Source organism: Vibrio sp. THAF64 (assembly GCF_009363455.1).
GTDB lineage: Bacteria > Pseudomonadota > Gammaproteobacteria > Enterobacterales > Vibrionaceae > Vibrio > Vibrio coralliilyticus.
Genome location: NZ_CP045356.1, coordinates 925,389 through 941,871, shown reverse-complemented (window position 1 = coordinate 941,871; position 16,483 = coordinate 925,389). Strand labels below are relative to the sequence as shown.

The 16,483-nt window shown below is 46.5% G+C and carries 20 protein-coding genes; 11 read left to right on the top strand and 9 right to left on the bottom strand.

Annotated features, from left to right (window positions below; translation table 11 throughout):
* Window positions 1-55 precede the first annotated feature (55 nt).
* Window positions 56-445 carry a VOC family protein gene (locus FIU99_RS20725; RefSeq protein WP_006960155.1) on the top strand — a complete coding sequence of 130 codons (390 nt, stop codon included), beginning with the start codon at window positions 56-58 and terminating at the stop codon, window positions 443-445.
* Window positions 446-546: 101 nt separating this feature from the next.
* Here FIU99_RS20725 and FIU99_RS20720 read toward each other — a convergent pair whose 3' ends face one another.
* The 4 genes from FIU99_RS20720 to FIU99_RS20705 all read right to left on the bottom strand — a co-directional run bounded on the left by FIU99_RS20720 (window position 547) and on the right by FIU99_RS20705 (window position 4,241).
* Window positions 547-1,332 (bottom strand): HAD-IIB family hydrolase, encoded by a 786-nt coding sequence (locus FIU99_RS20720; protein WP_006960157.1) that lies wholly within the window; start codon window positions 1,330-1,332, stop codon window positions 547-549.
* A gap of 33 nt (window positions 1,333-1,365) precedes the next feature.
* Window positions 1,366-2,649, bottom strand: a complete 1,284-nt coding sequence (locus tag FIU99_RS20715) for a TRAP transporter large permease (protein ID WP_006960159.1) — start codon at window positions 2,647-2,649, stop codon at window positions 1,366-1,368.
* Window positions 2,650-2,658: 9 nt separating this feature from the next.
* Window positions 2,659-3,123 carry a TRAP transporter small permease gene (locus tag FIU99_RS20710; RefSeq protein WP_006960160.1) on the bottom strand — a complete coding sequence of 155 codons (465 nt, stop codon included), beginning with the start codon at window positions 3,121-3,123 and terminating at the stop codon, window positions 2,659-2,661.
* Window positions 3,124-3,224: 101 nt separating this feature from the next.
* Window positions 3,225-4,241, bottom strand: coding sequence for a C4-dicarboxylate TRAP transporter substrate-binding protein (locus FIU99_RS20705; RefSeq protein WP_006960162.1), 1,017 nt, complete (start codon window positions 4,239-4,241; stop codon window positions 3,225-3,227).
* 275 nt (window positions 4,242-4,516) lie between these two features.
* Between FIU99_RS20705 and FIU99_RS20700 the strand changes: the two genes are divergently transcribed.
* From FIU99_RS20700 to FIU99_RS20675, 6 genes are all read left to right on the top strand, one after another.
* Complete coding sequence (locus tag FIU99_RS20700) at window positions 4,517-5,221, top strand: glycerophosphodiester phosphodiesterase family protein (protein WP_006960164.1); 705 nt, start codon at window positions 4,517-4,519, stop codon at window positions 5,219-5,221.
* Window positions 5,222-5,229: 8 nt separating this feature from the next.
* Window positions 5,230-5,991 (top strand): DeoR/GlpR family DNA-binding transcription regulator, encoded by a 762-nt coding sequence (locus FIU99_RS20695; protein WP_006960166.1) that lies wholly within the window; start codon window positions 5,230-5,232, stop codon window positions 5,989-5,991.
* A 156-nt stretch (window positions 5,992-6,147) separates the two neighbouring features.
* The gene (locus tag FIU99_RS27550) at window positions 6,148-8,481 is read left to right on the top strand and encodes a hypothetical protein (RefSeq protein ID WP_152472526.1); all 2,334 of its coding nucleotides are present in this window, start codon (window positions 6,148-6,150) and stop codon (window positions 8,479-8,481) included.
* Entirely contained in the window at window positions 8,478-9,029 is a 552-nt protein-coding gene (locus FIU99_RS20685; RefSeq protein WP_039951871.1) for a hypothetical protein, read from the top strand. The genes FIU99_RS27550 and FIU99_RS20685 overlap by 4 nt, the downstream gene beginning before the upstream one ends.
* 26 nt (window positions 9,030-9,055) lie before the next feature.
* Window positions 9,056-9,844: a choice-of-anchor U domain-containing protein gene (locus FIU99_RS20680; protein WP_006960172.1), complete on the top strand. Its 789-nt coding sequence runs from the start codon at window positions 9,056-9,058 to the stop codon at window positions 9,842-9,844.
* A 3-nt stretch (window positions 9,845-9,847) separates the two neighbouring features.
* Window positions 9,848-10,039 (top strand): hypothetical protein, encoded by a 192-nt coding sequence (locus FIU99_RS20675; RefSeq protein WP_006960174.1) that lies wholly within the window; start codon window positions 9,848-9,850, stop codon window positions 10,037-10,039.
* A 13-nt stretch (window positions 10,040-10,052) separates the two neighbouring features.
* On the opposite strand, the gene FIU99_RS20670 is transcribed toward FIU99_RS20675, so the two are convergent.
* Window positions 10,053-11,240: an MFS transporter gene (locus FIU99_RS20670; protein WP_006960176.1), complete on the bottom strand. Its 1,188-nt coding sequence runs from the start codon at window positions 11,238-11,240 to the stop codon at window positions 10,053-10,055.
* 122 nt (window positions 11,241-11,362) lie between these two features.
* Between FIU99_RS20670 and FIU99_RS20665 the strand changes: the two genes are divergently transcribed.
* From FIU99_RS20665 to FIU99_RS20650, 4 genes are all read left to right on the top strand, one after another.
* Window positions 11,363-12,244 carry a LysR family transcriptional regulator gene (locus tag FIU99_RS20665; protein WP_039952037.1) on the top strand — a complete coding sequence of 294 codons (882 nt, stop codon included), beginning with the start codon at window positions 11,363-11,365 and terminating at the stop codon, window positions 12,242-12,244.
* Window positions 12,245-12,322: 78 nt separating this feature from the next.
* The gene (locus FIU99_RS20660; RefSeq protein WP_019276990.1) at window positions 12,323-12,643 is read left to right on the top strand and encodes a heavy metal-binding domain-containing protein; all 321 of its coding nucleotides are present in this window, start codon (window positions 12,323-12,325) and stop codon (window positions 12,641-12,643) included.
* A gap of 63 nt (window positions 12,644-12,706) precedes the next feature.
* On the top strand, window positions 12,707-13,165 hold the full coding sequence (locus FIU99_RS20655) for a YaiI/YqxD family protein (protein ID WP_006960182.1): 459 nt from the start codon (window positions 12,707-12,709) through the stop codon (window positions 13,163-13,165).
* A 9-nt stretch (window positions 13,166-13,174) separates the two neighbouring features.
* Complete coding sequence (locus FIU99_RS20650; protein ID WP_006960184.1) at window positions 13,175-14,128, top strand: LysR family transcriptional regulator; 954 nt, start codon at window positions 13,175-13,177, stop codon at window positions 14,126-14,128.
* A 48-nt stretch (window positions 14,129-14,176) separates the two neighbouring features.
* Here the strand turns inward: FIU99_RS20650 and FIU99_RS20645 are convergent, their stop codons facing one another.
* The 4 genes from FIU99_RS20645 to FIU99_RS20630 form a co-directional block, all read right to left on the bottom strand.
* Window positions 14,177-14,629 carry a copper chaperone PCu(A)C gene (locus FIU99_RS20645; RefSeq protein WP_006960186.1) on the bottom strand — a complete coding sequence of 151 codons (453 nt, stop codon included), beginning with the start codon at window positions 14,627-14,629 and terminating at the stop codon, window positions 14,177-14,179.
* Window positions 14,629-15,228 (bottom strand): SCO family protein, encoded by a 600-nt coding sequence (locus tag FIU99_RS20640; RefSeq protein WP_006960189.1) that lies wholly within the window; start codon window positions 15,226-15,228, stop codon window positions 14,629-14,631. Before FIU99_RS20640 ends, FIU99_RS20645 begins: the two co-directional genes overlap by 1 nt.
* A complete protein-coding gene (locus tag FIU99_RS20635; protein ID WP_019276986.1) occupies window positions 15,225-15,644 on the bottom strand; it encodes a hypothetical protein in 420 nt (139 codons plus the stop codon). Before FIU99_RS20635 ends, FIU99_RS20640 begins: the two co-directional genes overlap by 4 nt.
* A gap of 104 nt (window positions 15,645-15,748) precedes the next feature.
* Window positions 15,749-16,291 carry a GNAT family N-acetyltransferase gene (locus FIU99_RS20630; RefSeq protein WP_006960192.1) on the bottom strand — a complete coding sequence of 181 codons (543 nt, stop codon included), beginning with the start codon at window positions 16,289-16,291 and terminating at the stop codon, window positions 15,749-15,751.
* Between the last annotated feature and the right edge of the window lie 192 nt (window positions 16,292-16,483).

Genomic DNA, 16,483 nt, shown 5'->3' with positions numbered 1-16,483 from the left:
TGTTCGGTGTTTTGGCTATCTTGTACTTATCCCATCACTGAAAAGGACTATATAAGTGATCAAAATTTGTCTAACGAGTGTTCCTGTTGATGATCAGGAAAAAGCATTGGATTTCTATACCAATATCTTAGGGTTTATCAAAAAAACAGAAGTACCTTTAGGTGAGCATAAATGGTTGACTGTTGTGTCTCCACATGAGCAGTCAGGTGTTGAGCTGTTGTTAGAGCCTATGGCTTTTGCGCCCGCGAAGCAGTATCAAAACGCATTAAAGGAAGCGGGAATACCTTGGACTTCATTTGCTGTGGAAGACATTAATAAAGAACACCAAAGGCTAGTGGATTTAGGTGTCCAGTTTTCAATAGCCCCCCGAGAGGCAGGGCCCGTTATGATTGCGGTGCTGGACGATACTTGTGGTAACTACATCCAACTGATGCAGGAGCTGTAAAGAGCACCTGAGAACCGCGCGGATTTAACTGGTCTGGATAGAATTAAAAAAGCGCTGACACAAGGTCAGCGCTTTTTGTTCATTTAGCTGCCTATGTTTGACTATTTTATGGCGAGCAGCTTTTGTGTGAATTCGGCAAAACCGTAGCCACCTGGCTCCGTCATTAGGACCGAAGGATGAAACGCCAATCGATCCCAATAGTGTTTAATATTCGCGACCCCAACACTGTTTGGCATAATTTCAAACATGTGCTGGTCGTTCATTGAGTCACCGACATAACAGGCGCGCGTTGTGATCTCTTGGCTAGACAGGCCTTTCTCGGTAAGGAATGCTGTGGCTGTCGCTTTTTTCGAGTGCTCGCCATACCATGCATTAATGTGAATCGAGCTGGCGGTGGCGTGGGCACCTAAAGCATGAATTTTAGCGACAATTTCTTCGATCATGGCTTCGTCTACACGGGGGCGGTTCTGGCCGATATCAATCGCCACTTCACACAAGCGATAGGACTGATCCAGTGTCAGTGACAAATCTGGGTAGTCACGTAGGATGTCTTCAACCTGCGCTTTTAGCTTTGTCTGGTCGTCGCGGATAGCTTCCAACGGAACACCAGAGCGTAGGGTAAGATAGCCATCCTTCTTTTCCATAATAAACGCACCGTTTTCACCTAATACGGCATCCACAGGCCAAAGCTGGGCAATATGGTCACACCAACCCGCACAAGCGCCAGTTACAGCGACTACCTTCTTACCTGAGTCTCTTAATTTTTGTAGCGCGATTAAGGTCTCTGGTGGCAAACGGCCTTCCCAAGTCAGGGTGTCATCGACATCAGTCAGTACCCAGTCGACCTGTTTCCAGTTTTGGTTTAAATCATTCGTTACCGAATTCATTTCTACACCTCAAAATTCTTTCAATACATCGTGTTAAAGTAAATTCGGCAAAAACATCACTAAGCTTTCTGAGAAAGTCAGCAGCATCAACACCGTCAGTAGCGCCAACAGTAGTGGCGCCACTTCTCGTACAAAATCAACCATACGTACCTTTAGAATGGAACATACGGTGAACATCATTGAACCAAATGGCGGTGTCACACCCCCAATCATGATATTTACAATGACAATGATGCCGAAGTGAACTGGGTTGACGCCCAAGTTCAGTACGGCTGGCAGTAGCAATGGCGTGAGGATGATCATCGCCGCGCCACCTTCAATAAACATCCCAACAACTAACAACAGAGCGTTAATGAGTAGCAGCAATACCAGTTTGTTGTCTGTCAGTTCAATCAGCGCTGAGGCCACATTGTGTGGGATTTGTTCCAGCGTCATGTAGTAGCCAAACACCATGGCACCAATAATGATGAACATGACGCTACTGGTACCTTGAACCGTTTCACGCATGATCATTGGAATATGCTTAAAGCCAAGCTCGCGATACACAAATGCACCAATGATGATGCAGAGTAGAACCGCAATCGCACCTGCCTCTGTCGGTGTAAACAAACCAAAGCGCATCCCCAAAATGATGCCGAAAGGAATCAATAATGCAGGCACAGCTTTCAGGAAGTAATGGAAACGCTCTTTCGCTGTTGCAGGCTCCGAACGAGACGGCTTGTACTTACGCTTGCGGGCGATAAATGCGATGGTCAGCATCAGGGAAGCCGCCATCAGAAGCGCTGGCACATAGCCCGCAATAAACATCTGGTGAACAGAAACATTGGCGAGCAACGCAAAAATGATCAGGTTGATACCCGGCGGAATCACTGGGCTGATGCTTGAAGAAGCTGCGGTTACCGCTGCGGTAAAGGGTAGGTCATAACCGCGTTTGGTCATTTCTGGCGCCAGTATTTTCGACTGCATCGCAGCATCAGCGTTGGCAGAACCTGAGATGCCGCCCATTAGAGTGCTTAATGCCACGTTAACCTGTGCCAGACCACCTGTTTTGTGGCCAATCATAGAATCGGCAAAGGCCAGTAGGCTTCGGCTGATCCCAGCGTAGTTCATGACCGAGCCAACCATAATGAAAAACGGTATCGCTAGCAGCGGGAAAGATTCAGCAGAGCTGATGAAACGCTGCATAACTAAGCTCACGGGAATCGAATCATTGATGAATAAGAAGTAGACCATCGATGAGGCGATCAGTGAAAAAGCAATGGGAATATTGAGCAGAAAAAGGACAAATAGAATGATGATTGGCAGATAGCTTTCCATCGACAGAACCTATTTATGTGAACGCTTAAGTAACGCGACGTCATCCACAATGAACTTCACTGTGTGAATAGCCATAAGAACAAAACAAAGTAACAGTACGCCATTAATGGCGAAGTACGACAGGCCCATTACAGGCGTGACTTTGTTAGAAAGCATCAGGTATTGATAGCTCAGAATCGCCATCAAGATATTGAGGGCCAGTAAGAACACGGACACACCGAGCTTAAATGCAGGTTTCGCTTTGCTTGGTAGCATAGCGACCATGACGTCGACGCCCATATGCAGCTTGTGCTTGTAACAAGAGCTGATACCTAAGTACACCGCCCAGATAAAGCAGATCACAGACAGCTCTTCGCTCCAAGGGACGACAAAGCCAAACCCGTAACGTAAAACCACGTTCACAATCACAACCAGTACTGTGATTGAAATAGCAATCGAAGCGAGGATCTCTTCAATATTTCTTAGTAAAAACAAAAAATCTTCTCCGGCAAATTACCTACTAACCATAGATAATTTACGAACAATGCGGCTTGAAAAACGTCAAGCCGCATCTAGGTTAGTTAGTGTTTTGTGAGTTATTGAGCCGCACGAATCGTTTCTAGCTCTTGCATGATCTTAGCGTGGATGCCTTCGCTCCATTCAGGGAACTGGTTGTAGACATCAGCCGTTAACTGGTTGAACTCTTCAGAGTTGACTTCGTTAAACGTTACGCCAAGTTCTTCCAGTTTCTGGGTGTATTCCGTATCTAGCTTGACCAGCTCAGAGGTGTTTGAAATCGCGCCCGCTTCCAGCTCTTCGTTAATGATTTGCTGCTGCTCTGGAGTGAACTTGTCCCATAACTTGGGAGAAATATAGATGCCGACTGTGCCAAGGAAGTGCTTGGTGAGTGACATGTTCTTCGCGACTTCATAGATCTTAGTCGAGTACATCGTCAGAATAGAACCTTCCAGACCGTCAACCACACCTTGCTGAACACCCGCGTAAGTTTCTGGGAATGGCAGAGAAGCTGGTGCTGCGCCCATCGCAGATAGCGTGCTAATGAACAGTTGGCTCTGTGGTACGCGAATACGCATGCCTTTCATATCTGCAGAGTTCACGATCTCTTTGTTGGTGATCATGTGGCGGAAGCCGAACATGTAATCTGCATTCAGTACTTTAATGCCTTTTTCTTCTGCTTTCGCTTTTAGCCCGGCGACAAACTCTGTGTCCATCATTGCTAGGTATTCATCGTACGTGTTGTAAAGCATTGGTCCGGCAAGCGCCGCGAAGTCTGGCACGTAGTCACCTAGGTAGGTTAAATCTTCGACCGCGATCCAGTTTGCACCGTTCACAACCTGCTCTAGGTTATCTTTGTATACAGGTAACTGCCCGCCCGGGAATACTTTGATGTTCACTGAACCGTCAGTACGTTCACGGATTTTGTCTGTCGCCTTGATGAGCTCCTTAGTCAGCAACTCATTTTGCGTAAATACCAGGCTCATGTTGATGTTGATTGGATCAGCAGTCGCCTCAGCTTCAGGCTTTTTCGATTCACCACAACCTACTAAAAGTAGCGCTGCCGCTGTAATTACCGCACCTAATAGCTTTTTCATTTGTCAGTACCTTATTGATGGCTGTTTTATAAAAATTAGAGAGTGATATGTAATATTTGTAGAGTATGCGAGTGAATTGTTACACTCATATGAACATTTTCATTATTAATATGAACATATTTTTGAATGAGATCTCACAATTGTTTAGCAACATCAGCCATTGCCTTCAATGTCGATTTTCAGCTAAATTACAGTATAGGACGTTATGAATAATAAAACTGTAATAAAACCAATCTATTGTCGCTTGGTTTTCAAATGAACATTGAGAGTACACTATGATTACAGGCCATCGCGGTGCGGCATCGTTAGCACCAGAGAATACTTTGGTGAGTATTGAACACGCTGCTACGTCAGGTGCCCTATGGGTAGAAATCGATACCCAACTCAGCGCAGACAACGTTCCAGTTATCATTCACGATAAGACGGTTGATCGTTGTACCAACGGCAAAGGTAAAGTATCAGACCTTGATACTAAGGCGCTTAAAGCACTCGATGCAGGGAGTTGGTTCGGGGCATCGTTCGAAGGAATATCCATTCCCACTCTCGAAGAGGCCTTGGATAAATGTGTCGAACTCGGGCTCACGCTTAATCTTGAGTTGAAAACCTACGATGACAAAACTATCGACACTCTGGTTGAGCAAGTGGTTAAGGTAGTGAAGCAGAAAAACTACCCGTTGGATAAGTTGCTTTTATCGAGTTTTAGCAAAGAGGCACTGGTCATTTGCCAAGCGCAGATACCAGAAGTAAGACGTGGGTTCATCTGTGAAGTGTGGAATGATTTTAGCCTAGAGTCTCTGCAAGACTTAGACTTGTTCAGCATCCACATTGATCACAAAGTTCTTGATGCTAAGATTGCGGACTCGATTAAAAACGCGGGTTTGGTGTTAAAGATCTGGACGTTGAATTCGCCAGACAAAGCACAAGCGTTTTACGATTTGGGTGTGGATTACATCATCACGGATAAGCCAAACGAATTTTAGTAGGAACTATGGAACTGAACCAACGCCAAAAGCAGATTCTCGCGACCCTTAAAGTGGATCAGGATGTTCAGATCGACCAGTTGGCCGAGTTGTTTTCGGTGACCACTCAGACCATTCGTCGCGATGTAAACAACTTGTGCGAACAAGGGCTGGCGCGTCGAGTTCATGGTGGGGTCAGTTTGCCTGCTACCTTAACAAACACCAGTTATCGCTTTCGCTCAGAGGTGGAATCGACCACCAAAGATGACATCGCAATGGCGGTCGCGGAAGCGATTCCTGATGGCGCGACAGTGATGATTGGTATTGGTACTACGGTTACACGCATTGCTCAGTTTCTATTGGGGAAAACTACTTTGCGCGTGGTCACCAATAACCTGCAAGTCGCGAAAATCTTAGAAGCCAATCAGAACATCGAAGTCTACCTTGCAGGCGGCCTGTTTCGCCGTGAGCATCAAGATCTGGTGGGGAGCAGTGTAGTTCACTTCTTCGAGGGCTTTGAAGCCGATATCGGCCTATGCGGTTGTGCATCGGTGACAAGCAGCCACTTCGCAATGGAGCACGAGCAGTTAGAATCGGACTTGTCTCAATCCATCATACGTAACAGTCGCCAAACTTGGCTAGTAGCTGATGCCACTAAATGGGACCGCACTACTGCGATCAAGGTTGCGCCTCTTGCTCACTTTGAGCGTATTTACACCAATAAAGATCACCTACCCAATGAGTTGAATGTTAAAGTCATTCCAAGTGCTCTATCGCCAAGCAAAGAATAAGAACTCTTCCGGTATTTCAAGAACGTACGCCTAAATGCTAGCCCTGTTTATCGATTATTATTAATAGATATATCCATACATGGAAGGGAAGCGACTTAGCTAATAGTCAGATATTAGCTATGTATTCCGTATCCAGATAATACAGGGATTTAGTGAATGACGGGCAGGTGCAGAAAAAGGCGATACTTTGGCTTTAGCCTTTATTTCTTACCACTATTTGCTATGGCAGGGCTCAGTCAAACAATAGATTTTACGCTGACGGGTAGCTATGACACGGGGGATACGCGTTTTGCGATCAGCGCAACGGCAACCTCTGGTTTGACGGTCAGCTTTGCCTCTTCCACTCCTTCCGTCTGTACCATTTCAGGCCCTTATGTTGCGATTGGCGCGACCGGAACTTGTACCATTGTTGCTTCACAGGCAGGTGATGGCACTTACGATCCCGCGCCAGACGTCTCGCAGTCCACCACGATAGCTAAAGATACGCAAAGTATTCTCTTTCCTAACCCTGGTCCGCAAAATTTAGCTGATAGTTCATTAACATTATCGGCGGTGACTACTGCAAATTTAAGCGTGACATTTGGCTCCAATACGACCAGTGTCTGTGCGGTTTCTGGCACGACATTGAGCTTTGTGACCAGCGGCCTGTGTACGGTCTATGCTGACCAAGCTGGTGATAGTAACAATAATCCTGCCAATCGAGTCGCACTGTCATTTTACATCGATAATGATACCGATGGGGATGGTGTGATCGACCAGTTGGATGCTTTCGCCAATGACGCCAGTGAATCTTTTGACGTCGATGGTGATGGGACAGGGAACAATGCGGATACTAATGATGCGGGGGACTGGGATCTTAGCTTTAACAGTCAGGGGTGGTTGGTCACTACTACAGAAGCTAATGAAGATTATACCTACCAACATGCTGTGGATGTCACGTCGACGGATGGCATTATTGCGGCGGGTCAAAACGAGAATAATGCAGGGGGATTCAGCGGCCAATTTGGCACGGTTATCTCGGTCAACTCAGATGGAACGCTCAACACAGCCTTTGATGGTGACGGCAAGCTTCAATTCAGTTCCACTTCCTGTACAACTGGCTGTAATGAAATTCTCGGCGATGTGTTCGTTGCCAATGATGGTAGCTATGTGGCGATAGGCCGAGAGGGGAACTCTTCCGAGGCTAAGTTGGTGAATCTCGACTCAACTGGCAGCCTGACCAGTGTCTTTTCTTCTGGTATCTATACTCTACCTGCTCAGTTTCCAATCGGGATAATACCGCTTAGTGATGGTGGTTTTGTGGTTGGCAGCACTAATGGCAGCGTGCCCATCTCAACAATCTATTTCACTCGCTTTAAAAGTGATCTGACGGTGAATACCAGCTTTGGTACTGCTGGATCTGCGGATGTTAGACCAACGGGCTTTTTCGCCGTAACATCAGTGGCGGTTGCCGAAAAGGCTAACTACCTGTTCACCATTCTTCAGCAAAACAATGGTTCTCGCTATCTGGTTCGAATAAACAAAACGGACGGTAGCGTCGATACCAGCTTTGTTCATTTAGGAGCAACAGGCCTTAACCCCAACGTGTTTGGTACCATTTACGCCATGTTAGGCACTGCAGACAACAAAATCCTTTTTGCCAACTCTGCGTCGCAAGTCATCGCCATGGATGAGGATGGCGATATTGCTGAAAGCTTTGGTGATGGGGGAATACAGACACTCAATCAGACGCTGCAGACCGCTGATCTTGTGAAAAGCAGCGATGGGCGCGTTGTTGTTTCTGGCTATGATTCAAATGGCGATCTTCATGTTGCTCGTTTGAAGAGTGACGGGAGCTTAGATACATACTTTGGTGACAATGGTCAGATCAAACTCGACCCGGGTAACGATAGGTTCATTACCAGAGATATGGTGTTGGACAGTGACAATGATATCGTGATTGCGGGCTATGCAGAGATGACAGATACCACTGAGCAGGCGCTGTTCGTAAAGTTGATTAATGACCTTGATACCGATGGTGATGGTATTAGTGATCTTGTTGATACAGATGACGATGGTGACGGCGTCAATGATAGCAGTGATGCTTTCCCACTGGATGCCTCCGAAACTCTTGATACCGATGGGGATGGCACTGGTAATAACGCTGACACAGACGATGATGGCGATGGTGTGAATGACAGCAGTGATGCATTCCCACTTGACGCATCAGAAACGCTCGATACTGACGGGGATGGTATCGGGAATAACACTGACACGGATGATGATGGTGACGGTGTTGATGACGTTAATGATGCCTTTCCATTGGATGCTTCAGAGACCAAAGATACTGATGGAGATGGCATCGGAGACAATGCCGATAAGACCAACCAGACTATCAACTTTGCTGCAATCAGCCCTCAAGCTTTATCGGCCAGCACTCTGGCTATCAGCGCGACAGCAACCTCTGGGCTATCCGTCATTCCTCCTCAACATCAGCCATATGTACTGTGACAAACGCTGTGGTGACGCTAGTCGCATCAGGCACATGTACTATAGTCGCGAGCCAGTCAGGAGATACCAACTATGAAGCAGCGAATGATGTGAACGTCAGTTTTGATATCTTGGATGATGCGGCTTTGAGTTCTCGTATTGTCTTGAGCCAGGGAAGTGGTTCAGTTTCCATATTTTTTGCAGATCAAGGAACAGCGGTGCTGAGGGCCCAAGTGGACAGCGCTAGCAGTACAGCGGGTTACAGTTTTGTCTGGAGCCAAACAGACGTTGACCTTGAGCCCAGTGAAGGTCTCAATAGCGAAACCTTCAGCTTTGATCCTCAAGGACATGTCGGTAGCCATGAGTTGAGTGTTGTGGTGACCGATCCTGTCGGGACAACGGTCACTATTAGCAGGGAAATTAGTATTCGCTCGACACTACCGGAAATGGTATTCCCGATTACCTTGACTCTATCTCAAGCTCATCACAAATTTATTCAGATTCTGTCCACCATTTGGCTTACACCGAGACTGGCTTGTTGTTTGTTCTGGGCGATGTTCCTTACGTGAATGGTCAAGATTTTATAGGTGTTTCCATGGATAACATTGTTGATCATTACAATCTCAGTGAGCAGCAGCAGGATGGGGATTATCAGTATCCAAGCGGCTTGTTTGACTTTGAAGTGCAACAACTTCGACTGGCCGCTTCCGCGCAGATTGTACTGCGACTGAGTTCTGCTATTCCCGCCAACGCGATTTATCGTAAGTACATTGAGTCAAAAGGGTGGTTTACGTTTGTTGAGGATGCAAACAATGCGCTTGCCAGTACGGCGAGCGTGAGTGACGATTGCCCCGCGCCGGGCAATGTCAGCTTTAAAAGCGTTTTGAATCAAGGGGATGACTGTATTCAGCTCACGATTGAAGATGGTGGCCCTAATGATGCCGATGGTAAGGTCAATGGTATTGTCAGTGACCCTGGTGGTATCGCTGTTGCTTCGACGACGCCAGAAGTCAGCATTGCGGTGGTTAGTAATAACGCCAATACCTTCAGTCGTAACGACCAAGAACAAGTGGTATTACGCTTGAAAGTGACTGCCAGTTTGGCAGGAGCCCAATTGGATAGCTTACAAATATCTTCATCGGGTGATCTGAATGAGCAAACTGATTTAAGTCTAGTTGCGCTTTATCAAGATACCGATGCCAATGGCGAGGGTGATACCCTGCTTGCCAGTGGTATCTACCTTCAAGATGACGGTCAGCTTGAATTCACTCTATCCACTCCTTTGCAATTGAGCTCGGGTGATACACATCTGGTCATCACCTATCAATTCAAACAGTGTCCTACGGGGCTGGCGAGTTGCGATACCACAACGGAACGGAGGTAACTCATGATAAGGAAAGTCGTACACGGTGTTGTCGTAGCGCTTGCCGTTTTTGCATTGTCTGGCTGTAGTGATGCTCCAGAGTCGAATGAGTTTGAGCTATCTGTCTCGGATATCAAGATCAGCGAAACCAGCAGCAGCGCACAGCTAGACGTCGATGTGAGTGCTGCCAAGAGCAGCACTCTAAAATTGAAGTAATTGATCAGCGACTTTAGTTTACTTCTGCGCCCTGACATGTTGCTTCACGCTTATCGAGCAAACCGCTGAATTGGGTGAGAAGTAGGGCAATGATGACAATCAAAGCGCCGACCCAAGGTGTATTCATTAGGCCATGCTTTGCAACGATTAATCCTCCTCCCCATGAGCCTAAAGCGATGCCGACGTTAAACGCCGCTATGTTAAGTCCAGAGGCGACATCAACCGCATCAGGCGTATGCTTTTCTGCCAGATTCACCACGTAAACTTGCAACCCAGGGACGTTACCAAAGGCGAATGCCCCCCAGATTAGAATCGTAATAACAGCACTAACAGGATGATAAGCCGCAAGGTTGAAGACAAACAGTATAATCGTAAGACCAATAAAAATGGCGGTAAGTGCTTTAATAGGGCCAAGTTTATCGGCCATTTTGCCTCCCCAGATATTGCCAATGGCAACGGAAACACCATACACCAACATGATTAACCCTATGGTCCCAGAGCTAAATCCAGAAACGTTTTCCAGTATAGGGGCGAGATAAGTGAAAGCAGTAAAAGTTCCTCCATATCCAAGTGCCGTAATCGCATAAACCAGTAGCAACCTAGGTTCGGTAAGAACCTTTAGCTGGGCTGAAATTTTGGTTGCTGGTGGCTGTTTGAGGTTGGCAGGGATTAACAGGGCACTGCCAAGCAAGGCAATGACGCCAAGAATAGCCACGGTGAGAAATGTCGCCTGCCATCCAAATGCTTGCCCGATATAGGTGCCAAGAGGAACACCGGTGACCAAAGCAACGGTAAGGCCTGTAAACATGATCGCGATAGCGCTGGCGGCTTTTTCTTTGCTGACCAGTCCTGTAGCAACAGTAGAACCGATGGAAAAGAAAACACCATGAGCCAGTCCGGTCAGGATGCGAGCGATGATCAGAGTTTCATAACTCGGAGCTTGCCACGCGAGTACATTCCCTAAAACAAACAAGCTCATGACGGACAATAGGACCTTTTTTCTTGGCCAGTTGCCAGTAAGCGCAGTTATGACGGGAGCTCCAATTGCCACGCCAAGCGCATATAGGCTAACCAATAAGCCAGCGGAAGGTAGGGATACTGCAAGGTCGCTTGCCATAGTCGGAATCAATCCGACGATAACAAACTCAGTAGTGCCGATAGCAAAGGCACTAAGGGTTAAAGCAAAAAGTGCAATTGGCATAATAAATTCCAATAATGATGTCGTGGCCGCCATTATTGAAAATCTTTTATTTGTTAAAAATGGTGATTTTATCAAATTACTTTTGCTATAAATAAAGGTAATTGAATTTAATGGACGAAGACATGCGCACACGTTCAGATGAGTTAGAAATGCTACTCGCGGTTGTCGATAGCGGCGGGTTTTCAGCGGCAGCTGAAATGTTAAACATACAAGTTGCCAGAATTTCACGTGCGGTAAGCAAGGTGGAGAAACAGCTGGGTGTTTCAATATTGAACCGAACAACAAGGCGGGTAGAGTTAACCCAAGAAGGTCGGACTTTTGTTGACTCTGTGCGTAAGGGCCTTCACATTATTCATCAGGCTGAAGAAGATCTGATTTCTGGAAGCGAACGTCCAAGAGGCAAGTTACGAGTGGATGCCGCCAGTCCATTTGTTTTCCATCAGCTTGTACCGCTGATACAGTCATTCAAAGATACTTATCCAGAGATTGAGTTGGAAATAACCTCTAACGAAGGTTTTGTTGATTTGCTCGAGCAGCGCACCGATGTCGCTATCCGTATCGGACAACTAAAAGATTCAACATTGCATGCACGTCCACTAGGTAAAAGTGAGCTCTTCATCGTAGCTTCTCCCCAGTATCTGGAATCTTCTGGTGCGCCCCGCACAACGTCAGAATTACAGTCGCATCAATTGATAGGTTTTACATCACCTAAAGTGCTTAACCAATGGCCGCTAAAAGGAGTTGATGCCATAGAGCCAGATATCACGTCGAGTAATGGTGAAACGGTTCGGCAGTTGGCATTGGCATCTAATGGTATTGCCTGTTTGTCTGGCTTTATGGTTCGCGAAGATATTAAACAAGGTAGGCTGGTATCTTTGCTTGATGATGCCAAGCGTCTTGATACCGGTCGAGAGCAGGTGAGTGCTGTGTACTACAAATCTTCAGCAGTGGCACGGCGAATCTCCGCGTTTATCGACTTTATTCAGCCGAAGTTAACCTTGTAGCAAGATTAGTTTGTGAGCGCAGTGTTTGACTAAACCCACTGCTAATATGGATAACAGTGATTCAAAAGGAGAAAGATTATGATTAAAACAACGACTTCAGTAGTTGAAGGCCGACCTGTACAAGATTATTTGGGCGTTGTGGTCGGTGAAGCTATCTTAGGGGCAAACATTTTTAAAGATATGTTCGGCGCAATTCGAGATGTCGTCGGTGGCCGATCTGGTGCTTATGAAAGAGAGATGGGCCGAGCTCGTGAGATAGCCTTTGCTGAAATGGAAGAGCGGGCACGTGAGCTGGGTGCCGATGGCATCGTCGGCATCGACATTGATTACGAAGTGATTGGCAGTGGCGGCAGCATGATGATGGTGAGCGTCAGTGGTACCGCGGTGAAGTTCAAATAAGGCTATTCAGCAAGGCGCTTTTGCGGTGTAATGGCGCCAATTGCAGATATAGGAAAGTAACAGATGAAAATTTGGGTTGATGCAGACGCGTGTCCGGTCGTTATCAGAGATATTCTCTTTCGAGCTTCTGAGCGCACTGGCGTGGAAGTCACTTTGGTGGCTAACCAGTTTATTCGTACTCCTGCTTCTCCAAAAGTCACCATGCTACAAGTTCAGGCTGGCTTTGACGTCGCAGATAATGAGATTGTTCAGCGCTGTGAAGCTGGCGATCTGGTGATCACCAGCGATATCCCATTGGCCGATGAGATCATCACCAAAGGCGGCCACGTGTTGAGTTCTCGTGGGGAGCAGTTCACCAAAGAGAATATAAAATCACGCCTTAATATTCGTGATTTTATGGAAACCATGCGCAGTAGTGGTGTCCAAACAGGCGGCCCAGCACCGCTAAACCAAGCGGATCGACAGCAATTTGCTAACCATTTAGACAAATGGTTAGTGCAGTGGCAAAGGGCGCAAAAATAGGAGGAGTGGATGTCCTTGGTTAACCAGTTAGCGCTGTTTATTGATGTGGTGCAGCAAGGCTCTTTTACTAAAGCTGCGACCTTGCACAATATGGACAACTCATCGTTGTCAAAACAGATCAAAAAACTGGAAGTAGAACTAGGCGTGCAGCTTCTTAATCGCTCAACGCGCTCCTTTTCCCTAACGCCAGCGGGTGAAGAAATTCTCGAGCAGGCACATAATCTGGTTGGGACTTTAGGGCATGTTCACTCCATCGCAGACTCTTATCAGGCAAGGCCGAAAGGACGCATACGCATTACCGCACCTTTGCATATTGGCCAGCACTACCTTCAGCCCGTGATTACGCAATTTATGCGCAGTTATCCTGAGGTGGAAATTAACCTGCAAATGGATGATAAGCGTTCAGATATTATTTCTGATCACTTTGATGTCGCATTTCGCCTTGGTCGGCTAGAAGATTCGAGTTTGATTGCAAAGAAAATCGCTGACATCAGGCCGGTGATTTTGGCGTCTGAAAGCTTTATCGATCAGCACGGAGAACCTCAGACTCCTGAGGAGCTAATGAGCTTGCCTTCTGTCGTCTATAGTAATGGGCCATTAACCGTAGATACGGCACGTATTAGTGAAGCACCGGGTGGCAGTACGTTCATAAATCACAAAATGACGGGTAAATACAAGGTCAATGATGTGCTGACTTTGTTAGCGGCCGTCCAAGATGGGCTTGGCTATGCCATGATTTCCTCTTCCAACCTATACCGCCCAGTTGCCGAGATGAATCTAAAGCCGATCCTGACGCATTACACTCTATGTAATCGCGGCCTCGCCCTATATGCTCTGTACCCACATCGTAAGCAAACGGCGCTGGTTAGAGAGTTTATTTCTGCGGTGCAGGCACATATTGGTACACCACCAATCTGGGAAAAGCAGGTGGACAACTTTGCTCACCTCTACCCAACTCGCTAAAGAGTGAACAATAAAAAGCCCGGCGAAGGCCGGGCTAATCAACAAAACTTAATGATGATGTTTGTGGCTCATCCCACTCATGACTTTCTTGATAGGTGCTGAGACAGTCTGCTCCTGACCGTTTGCGAAGGTCAGTTTCACATCAATGCTCTCACCTTCGACCAGCGGCTTTTTCAGGTCAAATAACATAATGTGTAGGCTACCGGGTTTTAGCTCGACCATACCATTGGCTGGCACAGTAATTTGCTCTACCTGACGCATTTTCATTACATCGCCATCTTTAATCACATCATGCAGCTCAACTTTGCCTGCAGCGTCTGTACTGGCTGATACAATAACGCGGTCTTTTGCGCTGTGGTTCATGATTTCAGTGAACACAGCACTAGTGGCGGCACTCGGTGGTGTCGCACGTGCATAGGTATGGGATAGCATGATGTCTGAAGCAGCGTGAGCAAGTGGGCTAAGTGCGATAGACGCTAAAATGAGGGCTTTTAACTTCATTAGGATTTTCCTTGTGACGTAAGTGTTTTCATCGCTTCAACCAAAGGAGCCGGTGTCAGCGTGTGTGGCACTTTAGTAATTAATGTGCCATCTGGTTTTAGGAAATAAAAATAGGAGCTGTGGTCAAGGGTGTACTTCAGCTCCGAGTTTTCTAATTTGGTCTTACGGAAAATAACGCCGTATTTATGTGCCAAAGGTGTGGTGACATCGAGTGGCGCGGACAAGCCTTCAATCATTGGATGGAAGTACTGGGCGTATTTGTATGAGTCTGCCGCGGCATCACGTTCAGGATCGAGCGAAACAAACATAGGCCTGAAGTGAGATTTTACTTCATCATCCACCTGATTCAGCGCGCCTGCTAACATGGCTAGCGAGGTTGGGCAGACATCTGGACAACGTGTGAATCCAAAGTAAACGATGCGTACGCGAGAGTCTTGTTGATCGAAGATTTTGACCGGTTTGTCATTTTCACCGAACAGGACGACTTCTTTACTGGTTGCAGCAGGAGCCTCGGTCGTTGGCTGTGAATCCAGATACGCTTTCACGCCAAAGCCTAGTGCAAACGCGGCAACTAAAATTAAAGACCAGTTCTTACTCATTGTTCCATCCTAATCGAGGTGCTCACACTGTGTTGGCCATCAGTGAGTTCGCCAACCCAAGTCATGGCATCAGTCGTACATACCGGCAGAATAACCTGGCCTGTAAACTGACCTGTTGAGCTTTTATTGAGTTTAAATACGGCGGTACCCATTTCCATCTCGTGGCCTTCCAAAGTCAGCAACAGACTTTCCTGTTGAGCTTCGGGCCAGTCGACGACGATTTCAGTGGGTACCAATGGCTGACTGATGTCGCGATCAACTTTTATACGAACATCGTTGCTTTCACAAGCTTCAGTAGTGAGTAAGCAATATTCTGACAAAGGTTTGACTTGGGAACGGGTTTTAAACCACTGGTAAATGTCACCGGCGAAGAAGCCTGCACCAAGCGTTACGACGACCAAGAGCAGCTTTAACATTGAAGACACGGTGTTCTCTCTTTGATTCTAAAGCCGCAATCCTAGCACCAAGTGAGTCTAAATACCTCAGCCAACAAATAAATCTGTGCTTGGAATCAATCTACTCAATGATGGGTGTTCTGGCGATGAATTCCATAGACAGCATGATCCAGAATTCGATCTCCAACTTTCTCCTTATTGGTAATGATACCCTCTAGGGTCATACCTACGCGCTCGGCGACTCGTCGGCTCGGTAGGTTATCTTTGGCGGCAGATAGCTGGACCTTCTCCATCTGGTATTCATTAAACGCAATATCAATCAATTTGTTCACCACGCGCGTAATGATGCCTTTGCCTTGCTGGTGTTGCGATAGCCAGTAACCAATCTCGACAGTTTTTGTGTCGTAACTAATTGTGTTGAAGCTGCAGTTTCCTACGATGTTGCTGTTATAGATGATCGCACAGGTCATTGATTTCCCGTCTGCATATTCATGTAAAACACGCTGAACGAACATACGGAAATCTTGCTCGGACTGGCAGTAGGGAGGCCAAGTCAACCATTGTGATAAATATTCTGTTTGAGTGGATACTAATTCACTGTATTGAGTGGCAAATGATTCCTGAACAAGAGCGAGTTCGAGTTCAGAGTCGATAGAGATTGTGAACATAAGGAACCTAAACAAGTTGAATATGAAGAGCTAACTTAACAGAGTAAGACTGGTATGACCATAAACACTTGTTGCAAAAAACATTTTCCATGTAGCACGGAATTCACCCAAGACGTTATGCAAATCACAATTATATAAATAGTCTTAAATAATTTGTGGTTTTTATGAAAGGAAATCGTTTAGCCTTGCAGC

Bases quoted from the DNA above. Each gene is read 5' to 3' on its own strand.
- FIU99_RS20720 (WP_006960157.1), bottom strand. From the start codon at position 1,332: ATGAATTCGGTAACGAATGATTTAAACCAAAACTGGAAACAGGTCGAC.
- FIU99_RS20715 (WP_006960159.1), bottom strand. From the start codon at position 2,649: ATGGAAAGCTATCTGCCAATCATCATTCTATTTGTCCTTTTTCTGCTC.
- FIU99_RS20705 (WP_006960162.1), bottom strand. From the start codon at position 4,241: ATGAAAAAGCTATTAGGTGCGGTAATTACAGCGGCAGCGCTACTTTTA.
- FIU99_RS20700 (WP_006960164.1), top strand. From the start codon at position 4,517: ATGATTACAGGCCATCGCGGTGCGGCATCGTTAGCACCAGAGAATACT.
- FIU99_RS20695 (WP_006960166.1), top strand. From the start codon at position 5,230: ATGGAACTGAACCAACGCCAAAAGCAGATTCTCGCGACCCTTAAAGTG.
- FIU99_RS27550 (WP_152472526.1), top strand. From the start codon at position 6,148: ATGACGGGCAGGTGCAGAAAAAGGCGATACTTTGGCTTTAGCCTTTAT.
- FIU99_RS20680 (WP_006960172.1), top strand. From the start codon at position 9,056: ATGGATAACATTGTTGATCATTACAATCTCAGTGAGCAGCAGCAGGAT.
- FIU99_RS20675 (WP_006960174.1), top strand. From the start codon at position 9,848: ATGATAAGGAAAGTCGTACACGGTGTTGTCGTAGCGCTTGCCGTTTTT.
- FIU99_RS20670 (WP_006960176.1), bottom strand. From the start codon at position 11,240: ATGCCAATTGCACTTTTTGCTTTAACCCTTAGTGCCTTTGCTATCGGC.
- FIU99_RS20665 (WP_039952037.1), top strand. From the start codon at position 11,363: ATGCGCACACGTTCAGATGAGTTAGAAATGCTACTCGCGGTTGTCGAT.
- FIU99_RS20660 (WP_019276990.1), top strand. From the start codon at position 12,323: ATGATTAAAACAACGACTTCAGTAGTTGAAGGCCGACCTGTACAAGAT.
- FIU99_RS20655 (WP_006960182.1), top strand. From the start codon at position 12,707: ATGAAAATTTGGGTTGATGCAGACGCGTGTCCGGTCGTTATCAGAGAT.
- FIU99_RS20650 (WP_006960184.1), top strand. From the start codon at position 13,175: ATGTCCTTGGTTAACCAGTTAGCGCTGTTTATTGATGTGGTGCAGCAA.
- FIU99_RS20645 (WP_006960186.1), bottom strand. From the start codon at position 14,629: ATGAAGTTAAAAGCCCTCATTTTAGCGTCTATCGCACTTAGCCCACTT.
- FIU99_RS20640 (WP_006960189.1), bottom strand. From the start codon at position 15,228: ATGAGTAAGAACTGGTCTTTAATTTTAGTTGCCGCGTTTGCACTAGGC.
- FIU99_RS20635 (WP_019276986.1), bottom strand. From the start codon at position 15,644: ATGTTAAAGCTGCTCTTGGTCGTCGTAACGCTTGGTGCAGGCTTCTTC.
- FIU99_RS20630 (WP_006960192.1), bottom strand. From the start codon at position 16,291: ATGTTCACAATCTCTATCGACTCTGAACTCGAACTCGCTCTTGTTCAG.